Origin of the sequence: Legionella pneumophila subsp. pneumophila str. Philadelphia 1 (genome assembly GCF_000008485.1) — a bacterium.
GTDB lineage: Bacteria > Pseudomonadota > Gammaproteobacteria > Legionellales > Legionellaceae > Legionella > Legionella pneumophila.
In genome coordinates this window covers 769,583-784,429 of sequence record NC_002942.5, presented here as the reverse complement: position 1 = coordinate 784,429, position 14,847 = coordinate 769,583, and the positions used below count along the sequence as shown (strand labels likewise).

The window sequence follows — 14,847 nt, the reverse complement described above, 5'->3', positions numbered from 1 at the left end:
GCTCAACTTAACTCATTATTCTATACGTGACTGTAAGGAACAAATGGCACAAACTGGATTATTTAAAAGAAAGGATGTCTTCTCGTGGTAACTCAATTCAATACGCTTAAATCCTATATTTTCCCCATCATTTTGCTCTTATCTATTTTACTTGGTGGGTTAACAGGATATGTTTTTAATCAAAACGTTGCCTGGTTAAAACCCTTTGGCGATATTTTTCTTAATTTGATTTTTACTACCATCGTTCCCCTAATTTTTTTCAGTGTATCCTCAGCGATTGCAAGAACTGGTTCTATTGGCAAATTAGGCAAAATATTCTACTCAATGACAGTCATATTCTTATTTACAGGAATAGTTGCTGCAATTTATGCCCTTTTCGTAGTTTTACTTTTCCCTCCAGCGCAAAACATGCCCATTCTCTTGGAAAGTTCAAAGCAACTCTCTCCGACAAATCTCCCTGAACGCTTGATTGAGATTTTTACTGTACCTGAATTTTCAAAATTATTCTCCCATGAGCATATTCTGGCATTAGTCCTTTTTTCAATCCTGGTAGGATTGGCTGTAGCCCATTCAAAAGATAAAGGTACAATTTTTAATTCCTTCTTAAAAGCAGGAGAAGATGTATTCATGTCAGTATTTCGCCTGATTATGTATTATGCTCCCATCGGTTTTTTTGCCTATTTTGCAGTAATAGTAAGCGAAATAGGCCCCCAATTAATGGAAAATTATTTACGCATTGCCATACTCTACTATACCGCTTCAGTGTTCTACTTTTTCTTCGCCTTAACTGCCTATGCTTATTTGGCGGGAAAATCCCAGGGTATCCGGCTATTCTGGGGAAATATTTTCCTTCCTGCAGCGACCTCCATAGCAACTTGTAGTAGTGCCGCCAGTATTCCTGCCAACTTAATGGCAACCAAATCCATGCGCATCCCTGCTGAAATCTATGAAACATCAATACCCTTAGGCTCCATAATTCATAAAGATGGATCAGTCATGGGCGGTGTTTTTAAAATTGCCTTTTTATTCGGGATCTTTCATTTACCTTTTGCCAGCTTGCCCGTTCTTATGATGGCATTGGGAGTTTCTTTGTTGGTAGGAACAGTAATGGGAGCGATTCCTAGTGGCGGGATGTTAGGAGAATTGTTAATTTTGTCAGTGTATGGTTTTCCACCTTCTGTTTTAATTGCAGTTGCTGCTATTAGCATCATCATTGATCCCATAGCGACAATGGTCAACGTAACAAGCAATAGTGTTTGCAGCATGATGATTGCACGTCTGGTCGAAGGTAAAAATTGGTTTCTCAGATCCTCCGATGAAAATAACCTATAATCTAAGGTATGTTTAATATAAAAAGCACATATTAAATTTTCATTATCCCATATGTGCAATATAAAAGCATTTTTTGGAGGGAATAGTAATGAAAAAAATACTGTATGTTATTCCGGGTATTTTATTAATTACGAACTCTTTTGCCCTTGATATACCAGGGAATATTACCAATTCTAACAAAGATCTGCTCCCTTCACCTTTTCCTGTTTACGTCATTGAGGGGTCTGCTGTTGTCAATCATCCTTACCCGGGAGCAAAAAAAGTACTCCTGCCAACCGACAACGGCTATGTAGATTATCCAGGATGCTATATTGCTTGTTATTCGCATAATACAGGTGTCTACGCCATTTCCCCAACAATTTCAGTCATGGGACAAATTCGAGTCAAAGGGCAATATGACGCCCGAATTTGCCAACCTGATGGATATAAAAATCAAGACATCAGTGCTGCTTATCAATTTAAACAGCTTTGTGCTGAAAAGATCCCCGCCTGCCAAAATAACAGTTGCTGGGCCGGTGGCGATACTGGCGGATGGTTTGGAATTCAATAAGCAGACCAATGAATTTCACAGAATAAAATGAGATAGGATACTTGATTTTGGGTCAAAGACACGCCTTTAAAATTTTTAGCAAGCATCATCACTCTCAACTTCAGCAGAGAGATAATTCAGCAGTTTGAATAGTGGGGGATACGGAGATATTTGGTGAATACCTCATATTAATTAAATTAGTAATTAACCAGTGAACCAATAACATACTTACACAGGCTATTATAGTTAAAGGGATTGGAGTTGTGATCAACAGAAAAAAACCAATAGGTAAAAAAACGCTATTAAGAATTATTTTATTTAAATCTTTCATACGAGCGTTCGTCATTGCCAATTGTTCATTCTTGATTTGTTCTCGACTAGTCTCATTAAGCTTAAGTTGATGTATTAATTGCCTATCTTTCTCTATATCGATTAAAACTCGTAAAAGTGAACTAATAAGAATGATAGAAGATATTACAGGCGAAAGTGGTACTGCCACTGCTGAAAATGAAAATAATCCAAAAGCTATCACTACAGATAAGCTTGTGAGCAAGGATCGAAGACCATTTAATTCTTTATTCTGCCATTCAATTGCTAAACGAGAGCGCTCCATACCCATAGCCTGATTGTATTTTAAGTCATATTCCTTTTTGTCTTGTTGGTAACGAATAATCATCACTAAAATATCGATGAGTTGAGCCAACGTTTCTAATTGCATCCCTTGAAGGCCTGCAGATATTGAGTTTCTATAAGATAACCAAAAAAACTGGGTCAGGTTAACAACGCACCACAAGCTATCATTTAAAAGACTGTAGTAAATATCCCTTCGTATTTTATGATTAGTTTTTTCTTGCGATTCGACTAAAATGAGATGCGCTAATAAACCAACGTTAGCTGAAAATCGAAGCATATACAAAGAAAAACTCATCACACCCAAAACCGCATCTAAGGGAGCAAGATCCCTTGTGTTTTTTTGTGATTTTGCCAAATACTTTGCTAAACCTTTACCACGATTTAATTGAAGTCTTTTATCATTTAAATCAGTCAGTTTGCTATTAAAAAACATTAATGTGGATTTTATAATCGGTTTTGCTGTACCTGACTCGTTTTTGCTCATATTAGTATCATCAAACAATTAAATGAATTAATAATAAGCAATTAAATCTGTCAGAAGAGTGACATCAAGATTACAAAATTGTAATCTAATTCATTATGATGATTAGCATTTTTATGCTACAATTGAGCATAATTTGAACACAACGGCATTATGCGATTATTAATTGTTGAAGACCATAAAAGAACGGCTGATTTTATCTGTAAAGGATTTAATGAATATCAATTTCACGCAGATGCTGTATACGATGGTGCGGAAGCAATCTATCGAATCTCAGAAATTAACTACGATGCTGTTGTTTTAGACGTTATGTTACCCATAATGGATGGATGGGCTGTACTTGAAAAGATTCGTGAACTAAAACCTGATTTACCCGTTTTAATGCTCTCTGCCTGCGACGATGTCGATAGTCGTGTGAAAGGGCTTGAAATGGGGGCCTATGATTACCTTGTTAAACCTTTTTCCTTCAACGAGCTCCTTGCCCGAATAAAATCTTTACTACGAAGAAAACCCAAAGAGAATCCTATCTTATTAAAGATTGATGATTTAACTCTAAACTTACAAAAGCATACAGCAATACGAGGCGAGAAAAAGTTGCCTTTAACAGCAAAAGAATTCATGTTATTGACGTTTATGTTGAAACGAAATGGTGAAGTACTTTCAAGGACAGTCATTGCTGAACAAGTTTGGGACATTAATTTTGACACGAATACCAATATCATTGATGTAGCGATCAAGCGTTTAAGGGAAAAAGTGGATAATGATCATCCTACTAAATTGATCCATACTGTCAGAGGAGTCGGCTATGTATTGGAGATTCGCTAAATCAATGTCTATTACTAACCGCTTATTACTGATATTTATTGGTTCAACCGTACTGATATTGTCTATTATCACAGGGTTAATCTATCCTCCAATGAAAGAATTACTCCATCATACTCATTTGAATAATGAGCATTATAATTATTTATTAACACGAATTTGTATTAAAAATTTCTTTGTTGGACTCTGGTTTTCTACTTTGATAATCATTCTTGCCAGTTATTTGCTCGCAAAAAAAAGCATGAGGCCAATTAAAATATTCACTAAAGAACTTGCATCGATTAATGCTTCATCACTAGAGAAACGATTACCTTACACAGGGAATCCCAAAGAACTGGAAGAATTAGCTTCGACTTGTAATGACATGCTCTTTCGAATAGAAAGTGCATTTAGCCATATAAAGCAGTTTTCAGCCAGTATAGCTCATGAATTACGAAATCCCATTCATTACCTCAGAACTGCCACCGAAATTACCCTGACTAAACCACAAACGATTGAAACCTATCAACATGTATTACAAACGCATCTCGAAGAATATCAAAGTTTAACCCAACTTATAGATAATCTGATCTTTTTAACTCGCTGTGAGCACGGCCAACTTCAATTAAATTTAAGAACATTATCTGCAAACCACTTAATCAGTTCAATTATTGAGTATTATTATTCAATAGCTCAAGAAAAGGGCATAGAAATTCAAGTTTTTGGTGAGGCTCAGATTGAAGTAGATGAGCATTTATTTAAGCGCGTTATTTCAAATTTAATAGACAACAGTCTGACCTATACCAACAAAGGCGGAAGAATACTAATCATCATAGAAAAAAGAACAGACGACAGCATTCAAATCCGTATAAAAGACAATGGAATTGGTATATCAAAAGAACACTTACCTCTTTTATATCACGGATTTTATCGAGTAGATTATAGTACTAACAAAGAAAACGCAGGCCTTGGTTTAGGTTTGGCCATTGCTAAATCAATCATGGAACACCATAAAGGCCAGCTTGCGGTAGATAGCAAGATAGGTTTAGGCACCACTGTTATATTAACCCTACCATGAAAAAGCTTTTTGAAATTGAATAATATATGTATTTCATCTATCCGAAACCATAAGGGATCGGATATTGCACTAAGCTATTCCAAAAACATAGATTTTTCCCGCCTCACACAGCAACACTAATCTACAATTAAGGAGAATTGTTAGAACAATTATCAATTAACTCAAATTTTACTTCTACATACCCGACGACTTATCCACCCTGCTAAAAGAATAGTAGAAGCCACACCTAAATATACGCCATAATGCTTCCACGAAGATCTAACTAATTGCAATGCATCTGGGCTATGAAAAATAGAAAATGGTATAGCAAGTAACACATCCATGATCGCTGCCCCTGCCACTAAACCACAGGCAATAAGAGTACCCTTTTGTTTCCTAATCATAGATTCTTCAAGTGCCATTTTTACACGCCCTAATTGCTTTTGAACAAATAAGGCAATCATTCCTCCAATAAATAAAGGAACCGAAGAGGAAAGAGGTAAATACATACCAATGGCAATACCTAAAATAGATAAATTAAGAAAGCGTTTGATGTTTAATATGCGATTGAGAAAAATAGCCAATAAAATAATACATGAACCAGCCAACATCATATTCCAAGGCAATGAATTTCTAAATACTGCTTCCGTGATGGCTGCCATTAATGCGGCAGTTGGGGCGGGTAACGATTGTGTTACATCCATTCCAGCATGTGGCATTACTCCTGCTATGCCATAGACATTAAATAAAATCTGCATGACTGGAGGAATAACCAAAGCAGAAACAACAACTCCAAGCAACAACATCACCTCCTGTTTCCATGGAGTAGCCCCAACTAATTGACCTACTTTTAAGTCTTGGGTGTTGTCATTAGCGATAGCCGCTATGCCTGTGACTACAGCACCTATAATAATAGTAATAGCTTCTGCAGCTTGAATTTGATGTGAAGTTAATGGAAGGGGCAATAGATGATTAATTGCTGAAACCAATAACCATGCGGCAAAAAGCATACCCGAGATAACCACTGAACTCCCAGGACTTGCAGTGACTCCTACCATTCCTGAAAAATAAGCTGTAATCACTGAGAATAAAAAACCGACGACTAAAACATAAATAACACCAATAAATACAATAGTTGGTGAAAAATCATTATCCAGTCCAACCTGCCCTAATGGAAAAATGATTTGAAAGAACAAAAACAGTATTCCTGCCATCAATCCAATTCCCATCAATATAAATGGCATGGGAATATCTTTCTCAGTGCGCGGATATTGTTCTCTGAACTTGCTCTTGGAAATATAAGTTCTGAATGATGTCTTGACACTTCTGGTGAGAGGTTTCACTAATTTTATAAAAGTCCAAATACCGGCAAACAGCATGGCTCCTATCCCCAAATAGCGCATTTCACTATTCCATAACAAAGTAGCTGCTTGTTCAGCGGGATATTGATTTAAAAAATCAGGATAAAACTGGCTGGCTATTGGCAAAGCAATCAACCATGAAATGACTGCCCCGAGAAAAATGCTTATTGCCATATCGTGACCAACGAGGTAGCCCGCACCTATCATAGTTGCAGAGAAGCCAGCACCCAAACCAAATAGAGAACGTTTTACAACAAACCAATAATTCCAGCTGCTGGCGATTACTTTGAAACCAATTTGCAGTAACTCGAGAAGTCCGCCTACAAGCCCACCGAGAAAAATGTCTTTAATACCCACCTTGTCTGCCGAAGATTTCAAGACCTCTGCAATCGCTCTTCCTTCAGGAAATTTGAGGGTTTGGTCATTTACAAGAATTCGACGCAAAGGAATAGAAAACAAAACTCCTAGGATTCCTCCACAAACAGCAATAAAAAAATTAGTGACGTAATCAAAGTGGTTCCAAAACCCGATGATAATGAGCGCAGGAATAGTGTAAACGATACCACCTGCAACAGCCTCACCAGCAGATGCTGCTGTCTGTACGGCATTGTTTTCAAGAATGGTTGAATTTTTAAAAAACCGCAAAATCCCCATGGAAATAATAGCGGCGGGAATTGAAGCGGAAGTTAATATACCGAGTTTAAGCGCCAGATAAGCATTAGACATGGCCAGTAGAACGGTCAAAATTATCGCCAGAATAATCACTCTAAAAGTGAGTTCAGCTACTTTTTTATTCGCTGCAATAAATGGAGTATCAGACATTAATTACCCCACACTGCTTTGGAAATTTCTGGTTTTACCATAGCAGAAATTAGTGATAATGGGATATCCACTGTTTGCTCTCCATAAACATAAGCGGCCACCTGGTAGGTATTAAAAACAATAGCAATCCCTTTTTTGGTAAAATGCCAAACACTATAATTTTCCTGTGTCGGTTTCGTTCCTTCTTTAATCCAGTTTTCATCTGAAATCTTCTTGGCTGTGATTTCTTTTTTAGCCAGATCAGCGATTGGCTGCAAATAATCGGAACCTTGAACAAATAAATCAGACAATTGTACAGGCTGATTCTTGATAAAGTTGAGTACCTTTACTGCATTTGAGGGATGAGCAGCTCCTCGATGATATATGGAAATATTAAATCGAACACTTAGGGCATTAGTTGATTGGTAAGGAATAGCATATGTAATATTTAAACCGGTTTTACCTGGAGCATCTGCAGGAGTATCAGCATCTTCAGATAATTCATTCATAAAACTCTTTTGCTGATTAGTGATAAATTCCTTTACTGCCTGATTTACTCCGTTACTTTGAAATCCCTGAGGGTATTTTATATCCAGCAAATACTCCGCTGTTTCTTTTTTAATAACTTCTGTTGTAATCGCAGAAGCAAGAAACGAATAAAATAATAGCCCAAACATCAGGCCAATTTTATTGATTAAATTCATTTGTATCGGCATTGTTTATCTCCAATCAAGTAATCCTCTCAGGATACCCATTCACCAGCCACCATCGTTTGATGAGGTAACGGATAAGCGAAATAATAACATAGCGCAGCGCTATCTTTTATAGACCATAAAACCAAATCAGCAATCTTGCCTACTTCAATGCTCCCAATATCCTTTTCCATTCCTAAAGCTCTGGAAGCCTGATACGTTACTGCAGATAAAACTTCAGGTATAGACATAGAGAAAAATTGGCTAGCCATACTCATCATCAATAACAAAGAAGTCGTTGGAGAAGAACCCGGGTTAGAATCCGTAGCAATGGCCATACCAACACCAACCTGACGCAATAAATCAACAGGTGGTTTTTGTTTTTCTTTAAGGAAATAAAAAGCGCCAGGAAGTAAGACAGCAACCGCATTGGCTTTTACCATATTTAACGCGCCGTTTTCATCCAAAAACTCCAGATGATCACAGGATAACGCACCATAACGAGCAGCCAAAGAACTGGCCCCCATATTAGATAATTGTTCAGCATGGCATTTTATTGGTAAATTTAAATCCTTAGCAGTTTGAAAAATTTGCTCAGCCTGCCTTATAGAAAAAGCTATGGATTCACAAAAAACATCCACGGCATCTGCCAAATCCATATTTTTAGCTGCAGGCAACATCTCATTACAAAGAAAATCGACATAAGCCTGGCTATTTCCTTTAAACTCGGGACCTACAGCATGCGCCCCCAGAAAAGTTGTTTTTACCCTGACTCCAGCCATTTCCCCTAACTGCCTGGCAACCCTGAGCATTTTCAATTCATTTTGCAAATCAAGGCCGTAGCCTGACTTAATTTCAACAGTAGTAACCCCTTCATTTTTTAGCGCAAGAAGTCTTGGCAATGATTGCTCAATTAACTCTTCTTCAGAGGCATCTCGTGTCATTTGTACTGTGGATAATATGCCACCGCCTGATTTGGCGATATCAGCGTAACTGACGCCTTGCAATTTTAATCGAAACTCTGCGGCTCTGTGGCCTGCATAAACCAGATGAGTATGACAATCAATTAATCCTGGTGTAATTAATTGGCCGTGACAATCCTTTCTTGACTTGGCACTTTCCTGAAAATGGGCAGGTAACTGATCCTCAGAACCACACCACTCTATTCTGCCTTTTCTTATAACAATGGCTTGATTAGAAAGTTGCAACCCTGTGGCATCGATTGTGCTCGCATTGAGCAATAATTCATCACAGGCAAACATTAAAATTCCCAATGAAGTACCTGGTGAGGCGGCTTCAACCAGGCAGAGTGGTGAGTCGTGTCATATATATCCCACTCTTTGGATACATACGTTTCTTTATCAATGTCTAACAGCAGCCAAATAAAAAATTCTGCTACTGTTTCGGGTGATATCAAACGATTATGATCTTTTAAACGCCTATAAAAATTGACCTGTTCCGGATCAAGATTAATCCCGTTTCGGGCTATCGCCTGCATATGAGTGTCGATAATTCCAGGCATTACGCTGGCAAAGGCCAGTGAATCGCACTCAATCTGCCAGCATCGTGTTAACATAGCCAAAGCCGCTTTCGATACACAATAAGCCCCCCATCCTTTGATAGGAAAATAAGCGGCAGCTGAACCTACATTCAATACTCTGCCACCTGACAATTTATCATACAAAAGTTGTGGAAGAAAAAGTGCCGCGTCTATATTGGTGTTTAATGCCTGGTGCCACTCGGCAAAAGAAATATCTTTTAAAAGCAGTGTAGGCTCCAGAGTTCCTGCATTGTTTATCAAACCATTAATTTGGGGAATAGTACTTAGACTGGATTTGATTATCTCTCTGCCTTGAAGAGTGGAAACATCAGCACATAAATAATGAATGTTTGCAGACAAAGAAGCGGTTTCTTGCAGTAAACTTTCCCTGCGCCCCACTATGAATACCTGTTTATTGCGTTTTGCCAAAGCAAACGCCAAAGCTCTTCCTATGCCGCTACCACCACCAGTAATGAGATACACAATTTCCTCATCAATATAGAAAACAATAGGTGAAATAATACCAGACATTAGACTTCTTGCATAACCTGCACGTTTTATTTTAGAACAAGAAAAAAGCGACTGAACGACCTAATTCTATTAAAAGTAAATGAAAATCTTGAGTATTTAGCATTTCTCTTGGAAACTAGCCCTATCATTAGAGCTCTTGCATAACCTGATTATTTTGTTTTAGGACAAGGCGCAAACGTTTTGAGGAGCGAAGTTTAAATGTAGTTGAGCACCCAGAAACGTTTGCAACACGGCATTAAAACTAAAGAAACAGGTTATGCAAGAGATCTATTTAAAGGAGAACTTGATGTTTGACGATTTAAGTAACTATCGGCCAGCCAACCCTGCGCTTTGGCAAGGCAGGAAGGACACCGCCAACCAGGAACGTTTTTTTCAAAAAATTACTTTTATTGATAATCAAAATGAATTAATGACTAAAGACAAAAAAACCATATTTCTTGGATTTGCCAGTGATACCGGAATTAAACGCAATTTAGGCAGAACAGGAGCAAAATTAGGCCCTGATCAAATTAAAACCCAACTTGCCAAATTACCATGTCATAATAATAAACATTATGTTGATCTTGGAAACGTGGTATGTGAAAACGATGAATTGGAATTATCCCAATCTCAATTTGCTCAAATAGTTCATTTTTGCCATGAAAATGGCCATCAGATCTGTGCTTTCGGCGGTGGGCATGAAATAGCCTGGGCGCACTATCAAGGATTGTCCTCACTCTATCCGAAATTAGGGGTTATCAACTTTGATGCTCATTTTGATTTACGCCCTTATAAAAAAGGTGAGTTTGGCAACTCGGGAACTCCTTTCTCTCAAATTGCCACCTATTGCGAAGAAAAAAAAATGCCTTTTCATTATTGTTGTATTGGGGTGCAAAAATTTGGCAACACCCCATCTCTTTTTGAAAAAGCAAAAAAATTAAATGTGAGCTACCTCTCAGCAGAAGACCTTTATGAGCAAAGCCAGGCTTGGCAAATTGCATTTCTTGATGATTTTATCCTTAATCTGGACCATATTTACTTAACGATATGCCTGGATGTTCTCGCCGAATGCTATGCCCCTGGTGTAAGCGCCCCGCAAGCACTGGGTCTTTCTCCCTGGCAAATAATGCCACTGTTGAAATACCTTATACAAAGTGGCAAAGTAGTAAGTTTAGATATTGCAGAACTTTCGCCGCCACTAGATTCCGAATTAAAAACTGCTAGACTAGCGGCACTTATTATCGCAGAATTGTTAGATACTAATTGAGGAGTATATTTCATGAAGAAAACTGTGCTGTGGGGTGCTTTATTTACTCTAATCACTACTCAAGCGAACTCTGAAGCAACTCAGCAAGCGATATCAACTCAAAATTCGGCGTCCACCGGCACTAATGTAGTTTCTGAGTCAACGAATCAGGTATCTGCCACGAATCAAAATCAGCTGAACCAACCTGTACAGTCAAATGGACAACAACCAACTCAAACCATTCAAAACAATCAACAAAATCAACCGAGCCAGACAGGGGAACAACAGTCTAACCAAAACACCCAGAATAATCAGCAGAATCAACCAGCACAGCAACAAACCACACAGCAACCTGCTCAACAACAAGTACCTTCACAACAAACAGCGCCAGTTATTAATTGTGATTACAAGATTTCCGCCGAAACAAAAGCAATAGAGCAATCCCTGGTTTTAACCTGGTCAGAGAAGGCAATAATTCAGGCATTTGATTTTGATCCGGCTACTGTAGATGCCCAATTGCAAAAATTACAAGCCTGCTTTACAGATCAAGGATGGCTAAGCTTTAATTCAGCATTGCAAAAATCAGGTAATCTCGATGCCATTAAATCACAAAAGTTGCATGTTAGCAGCCAAATTGATGGTCAGCCACAAGTGACTGAAGCGATAGAAAATCAATGGAAAATTATCATACCATTACAAGTTGTCTATCAAAATGACAAGGAGAAGGTAACCCAGTTACTTAATGTCAACGTAACTGTTGGACGAAAAATTACCGGTGATTTAGGCATCAACCAAATGATTGCTGTACCCCGCACAGCAACCAATACCTCACAAACCAATTCACCGTCTAATACAAACCCAGCAGACTCAAATACCTCGACCTCTCAAACACCTGGTGACACAACAAATAATGCTACCCAAACCAATACACAAACACAGACTGGGACACCAACCAACTCACCTCCGAGTGGCTCTACAACAAATACCCAGAATTAAATTTAACAATTAGTGCGGCATTCCATTAAGAATGCTGCCAAAATCACGGAAATATCATGCGATTAATATTTACAGGAGTATTATGCCTGTTGACATTCAATGCCCAGGCGAATGTGATACAGTATTTTGCGGGAATTAGTTATAACAACCCTGCTGACTTATTCAAAGTAAAAAATGGTATCTTGCTTATTGGAGGAACTGGTTCTTATGCTGACTTGCAATTTAAGGGAAGCGCCTTAAATTTTAATACGTTTCAATACGATTCAGGGGTTAATCACTCGCGTACTTATATTGTTTGGCCATATGGTCGAGTTGCCAAGCGCCTCAATGACAAGACTGTAGTTGCAGTAGATCTTACCGAACCTTTTAATTCCAATCTTGATTGGGGAAACGACGCTTTTACAAGATACGCTGCGACCCAAAATTACCTGACCGATGTGGATCTAAGCCCCAAAATATCCTATGCGATTAGCAAAAAATTACAAATTGGTGGTGGCATAAACTTTAATGTACTACTAAAGAATGAAGTCAATTGGGCTTTTCCTACTGGCCAATCCACTTATGCGAATTTAATTAACCGATCCTCTAGTTTTGGTGTGGGTTATAATTTGGGGATTAATTATGCAGTGAATGATACCAATTTCCTTGGTATCACTTATTATTCAAGAATTCGCCAAAATACTTCCGGAACCAGTTATCTGGGATTAGCTGCCAACCCTGATTTCCAATTCGGTTTTTATATGCCAGCAACAACGGTTGCCAGTTATGTCCATATTTTTAATCCCAAATGGCTCATCAACTTACAGGTTTTTCAAAGCGAATGGAACGCCAATCAAAAAGTAAGACTTTATAACACAGCAGCACCACATCCATTTACTAATTTTATTTTTGATATGAATTTTGATGCCTCTTATGCTTATCTTGCCGCAATACGTAAACAAGTGTCTGATAAATTAGGCATTGCGCTGGCTGGCATGATAGATGATGGTCCTGAAGAAGATGGCCTTAGGACTATCGTTTTTCCTTCTGATACTCAATATTTTCTTGGCTTGATTGGTGACTACCGTTTTACGGAACATGCTTCCATGGAACTTATCTTGGGACATGTGTATTCTAATCCCAGCATTCAAAACAAAGCCAAGGTAAACAATGTACCCGTTCCCTTTACTACAGGCCGGGTGACAATTAATGCCAATGTTTTGGATCTTAAAATCAAAATCGAGGGGTGATCTTCCAGGTGTAACCACCTGGCACTTCCTCCGAGAGTTTTATTTTTGAATAGTCCTCTTTTTAAATAGCCAGTAATAAGTCCATGATCCTGCTATCAGCCCAATCAAAAAATATACCGGATCGGAATTAAGGGTAGTCAAGGCAGTAATGGATGGACCTGGGCAGTATCCAGCTACACCCCAACCAATTCCAAAAATGATACTTCCCAAGATTAGTTTTTTCTCAATGCTTTTCTTCTCGGGTAAATAAAATTGATTACACAATATTGGTTTATCAAATTTGTTTATCAGTTTGTACCCCAAAAAAGTTACGGTGACAGCAACAGCCATTACAATCAGTAAACTCGGATCCCAAAATCCATTGATATCAAGAAAATTTAATACCTTGTTAGGATTGATCATATTTGAAATAGTCAACCCGGCTCCAAATAACAAACCACATAGAAATGACATGATGCTATACATTAATATAATCCTCCCACATGTCTTATCAGATACACAGTAATCATTGCAGATAAGATAAAAAGCAGTGTCGCTATAAAGGAGCGCTTGGAAAATCTGGCCAGTCCACATACCCCGTGTCCCGAAGTACAACCTTGGCCCATTCGGGTTCCAAAACCCACCAAAAATCCACCAATTAGTAACAGGAAAACCGGATAATGTGTTCTTAATGGAAACTGGATAACAGGGCTTATGAAATAGATCAATCCTGCAGCTGCCAAACCAAGTAAAAAGGCAATACGCCAGACTGGGAATGGTTTTTCAGGTGGACAGAGTCCGTGTATCATTCCACTGATGCCTGCTATACGGCCGTTTAACCATAAAAAAAGGACAGCACTTAAGCCAATCAGTAATCCACCAATGGCACTTAGATAAGGAGTAAAAGAGGTTATATAATCCATTATTTACATTTCCGTTTCATTTACAATGAATAACACCTGAATTGAGACACTTTAAAAAATTAAAGTGTCTCTCAAATTACATTGATGTTTTAAAACAATAGTCCAAATTTTAATTCACTTTTTCCAATGAGGACATGGTTTTCACCCCGTTTTGATCGGGGTAGGCTAATACGATTACCTTCGTTCCAACTCGCAAGAACTCTTCGTTCAACCATTTGGCAGCGCTGGGGAAAACCCTTACACATCCATGACTTGATGGGTGCTCTGGAACTTCATAAGCCGCGTGAATAGTGAACCCCCTGTAAAAATACATGCAATAGGGCATTTTAGCCCCACCTTTCGTATCGACAGGGTATTCACCCGAACGACAGTCAATACCTCGTTTGTTATAAATCCTGAATGTTCCGGTTATCGTCCTGCAAGATTGATTTGGATTTTCTTCACAAACATCTATTCCACCAGAACCAGCTCCCGTCATTACACGATGACCTTCTTCATCGTAGGCAGCCCAGGCAGACGCTTTAGGATCAAAAACAAATAATCTTTCGCCCGGTGCTTTAATTTGCATTGGGAAATAATTACGTCCTCTTTTATCCCTTAAATAATGAACGGTCCTATGTACATAACCCGCATCGTCAGTAATTAATGTTGACTCATCAAACTCAACGCACGAAGTTAATCCAAGGCACATTAAAATAACTGCCCAATAAATTTTTTTCATTTAGATTTTATCTCCA

The 14,847-nt window shown here is 38.3% G+C and carries 15 protein-coding genes; 7 read left to right on the top strand and 8 right to left on the bottom strand.

The annotated features are described in order from the left end of the window. Window positions 1-84 precede the first annotated feature (84 nt). A complete protein-coding gene (locus tag LPG_RS03560) occupies window positions 85-1,332 on the top strand; it encodes a dicarboxylate/amino acid:cation symporter (RefSeq protein WP_010946455.1) in 1,248 nt (415 codons plus the stop codon). An 88-nt stretch (window positions 1,333-1,420) separates the two neighbouring features. Further along, the gene (locus LPG_RS03555; RefSeq protein ID WP_010946454.1) at window positions 1,421-1,882 is read left to right on the top strand and encodes a hypothetical protein; all 462 of its coding nucleotides are present in this window, start codon (window positions 1,421-1,423) and stop codon (window positions 1,880-1,882) included. Window positions 1,883-1,982: 100 nt separating this feature from the next. Here LPG_RS03555 and LPG_RS03550 read toward each other — a convergent pair whose 3' ends face one another. Further along, on the bottom strand, window positions 1,983-2,996 hold the full coding sequence (locus LPG_RS03550; RefSeq protein ID WP_010946453.1) for a lpg0716 family Dot/Icm T4SS effector: 1,014 nt from the start codon (window positions 2,994-2,996) through the stop codon (window positions 1,983-1,985). Between the two features lie 132 nt (window positions 2,997-3,128). On the opposite strand from LPG_RS03550, the gene lciR reads away from it, so the two are divergent. Continuing rightward, window positions 3,129-3,800 (top strand): copper-responsive two-component system response regulator LciR, encoded by a 672-nt coding sequence (gene lciR / locus LPG_RS03545; RefSeq protein WP_010946452.1) that lies wholly within the window; start codon window positions 3,129-3,131, stop codon window positions 3,798-3,800. Further along, the gene (lciS, locus tag LPG_RS03540; protein ID WP_025862449.1) at window positions 3,781-4,854 is read left to right on the top strand and encodes a copper-responsive two-component system sensor histidine kinase LciS; all 1,074 of its coding nucleotides are present in this window, start codon (window positions 3,781-3,783) and stop codon (window positions 4,852-4,854) included. The genes lciR and lciS overlap by 20 nt, the downstream gene beginning before the upstream one ends. Window positions 4,855-5,015: 161 nt before the next feature. Here the strand turns inward: lciS and LPG_RS03535 are convergent, their stop codons facing one another. From LPG_RS03535 to LPG_RS03520, 4 genes are read right to left on the bottom strand one after another with little or no spacing between them, the layout of a single operon-like run. Next, window positions 5,016-7,016 (bottom strand): OPT family oligopeptide transporter, encoded by a 2,001-nt coding sequence (locus LPG_RS03535; protein WP_010946450.1) that lies wholly within the window; start codon window positions 7,014-7,016, stop codon window positions 5,016-5,018. Then, complete coding sequence (locus tag LPG_RS03530) at window positions 7,016-7,711, bottom strand: DUF3298 and DUF4163 domain-containing protein (RefSeq protein ID WP_010946449.1); 696 nt, start codon at window positions 7,709-7,711, stop codon at window positions 7,016-7,018. The genes LPG_RS03535 and LPG_RS03530 overlap by 1 nt, the downstream gene beginning before the upstream one ends. A gap of 26 nt (window positions 7,712-7,737) precedes the next feature. After that, window positions 7,738-8,949 (bottom strand): imidazolonepropionase, encoded by a 1,212-nt coding sequence (gene hutI, locus LPG_RS03525; protein WP_027223834.1) that lies wholly within the window; start codon window positions 8,947-8,949, stop codon window positions 7,738-7,740. Continuing rightward, the gene (locus tag LPG_RS03520; protein ID WP_010946447.1) at window positions 8,949-9,758 is read right to left on the bottom strand and encodes an SDR family NAD(P)-dependent oxidoreductase; all 810 of its coding nucleotides are present in this window, start codon (window positions 9,756-9,758) and stop codon (window positions 8,949-8,951) included. The genes hutI and LPG_RS03520 overlap by 1 nt, the downstream gene beginning before the upstream one ends. Window positions 9,759-10,044: 286 nt before the next feature. Here LPG_RS03520 and hutG point away from each other — a divergent pair, with 286 nt between their 5' ends. Genes hutG through LPG_RS03505 form a run of 3 tightly spaced genes read left to right on the top strand, consistent with a single transcriptional unit; the run spans window position 10,045 to window position 13,208 of the window. Beyond that, complete coding sequence (hutG, locus tag LPG_RS03515) at window positions 10,045-11,004, top strand: formimidoylglutamase (protein ID WP_025862448.1); 960 nt, start codon at window positions 10,045-10,047, stop codon at window positions 11,002-11,004. Between the two features lie 12 nt (window positions 11,005-11,016). After that, the gene (locus tag LPG_RS03510; protein ID WP_010946445.1) at window positions 11,017-11,979 is read left to right on the top strand and encodes a DotI/IcmL family type IV secretion protein; all 963 of its coding nucleotides are present in this window, start codon (window positions 11,017-11,019) and stop codon (window positions 11,977-11,979) included. Window positions 11,980-12,035: 56 nt separating this feature from the next. Beyond that, a complete protein-coding gene (locus LPG_RS03505) occupies window positions 12,036-13,208 on the top strand; it encodes an OmpP1/FadL family transporter (RefSeq protein WP_010946444.1) in 1,173 nt (390 codons plus the stop codon). Between the two features lie 39 nt (window positions 13,209-13,247). Here the strand turns inward: LPG_RS03505 and LPG_RS03500 are convergent, their stop codons facing one another. The 3 genes from LPG_RS03500 to LPG_RS03490 form a co-directional block, all read right to left on the bottom strand. Continuing rightward, the gene (locus LPG_RS03500) at window positions 13,248-13,673 is read right to left on the bottom strand and encodes a DUF6691 family protein (protein ID WP_025862447.1); all 426 of its coding nucleotides are present in this window, start codon (window positions 13,671-13,673) and stop codon (window positions 13,248-13,250) included. After that, window positions 13,673-14,110, bottom strand: coding sequence for a YeeE/YedE family protein (locus LPG_RS03495; RefSeq protein WP_010946442.1), 438 nt, complete (start codon window positions 14,108-14,110; stop codon window positions 13,673-13,675). Before LPG_RS03495 ends, LPG_RS03500 begins: the two co-directional genes overlap by 1 nt. 109 nt (window positions 14,111-14,219) lie before the next feature. After that, on the bottom strand, window positions 14,220-14,831 hold the full coding sequence (locus tag LPG_RS03490; RefSeq protein ID WP_010946441.1) for a L,D-transpeptidase: 612 nt from the start codon (window positions 14,829-14,831) through the stop codon (window positions 14,220-14,222). Between the last annotated feature and the right edge of the window lie 16 nt (window positions 14,832-14,847).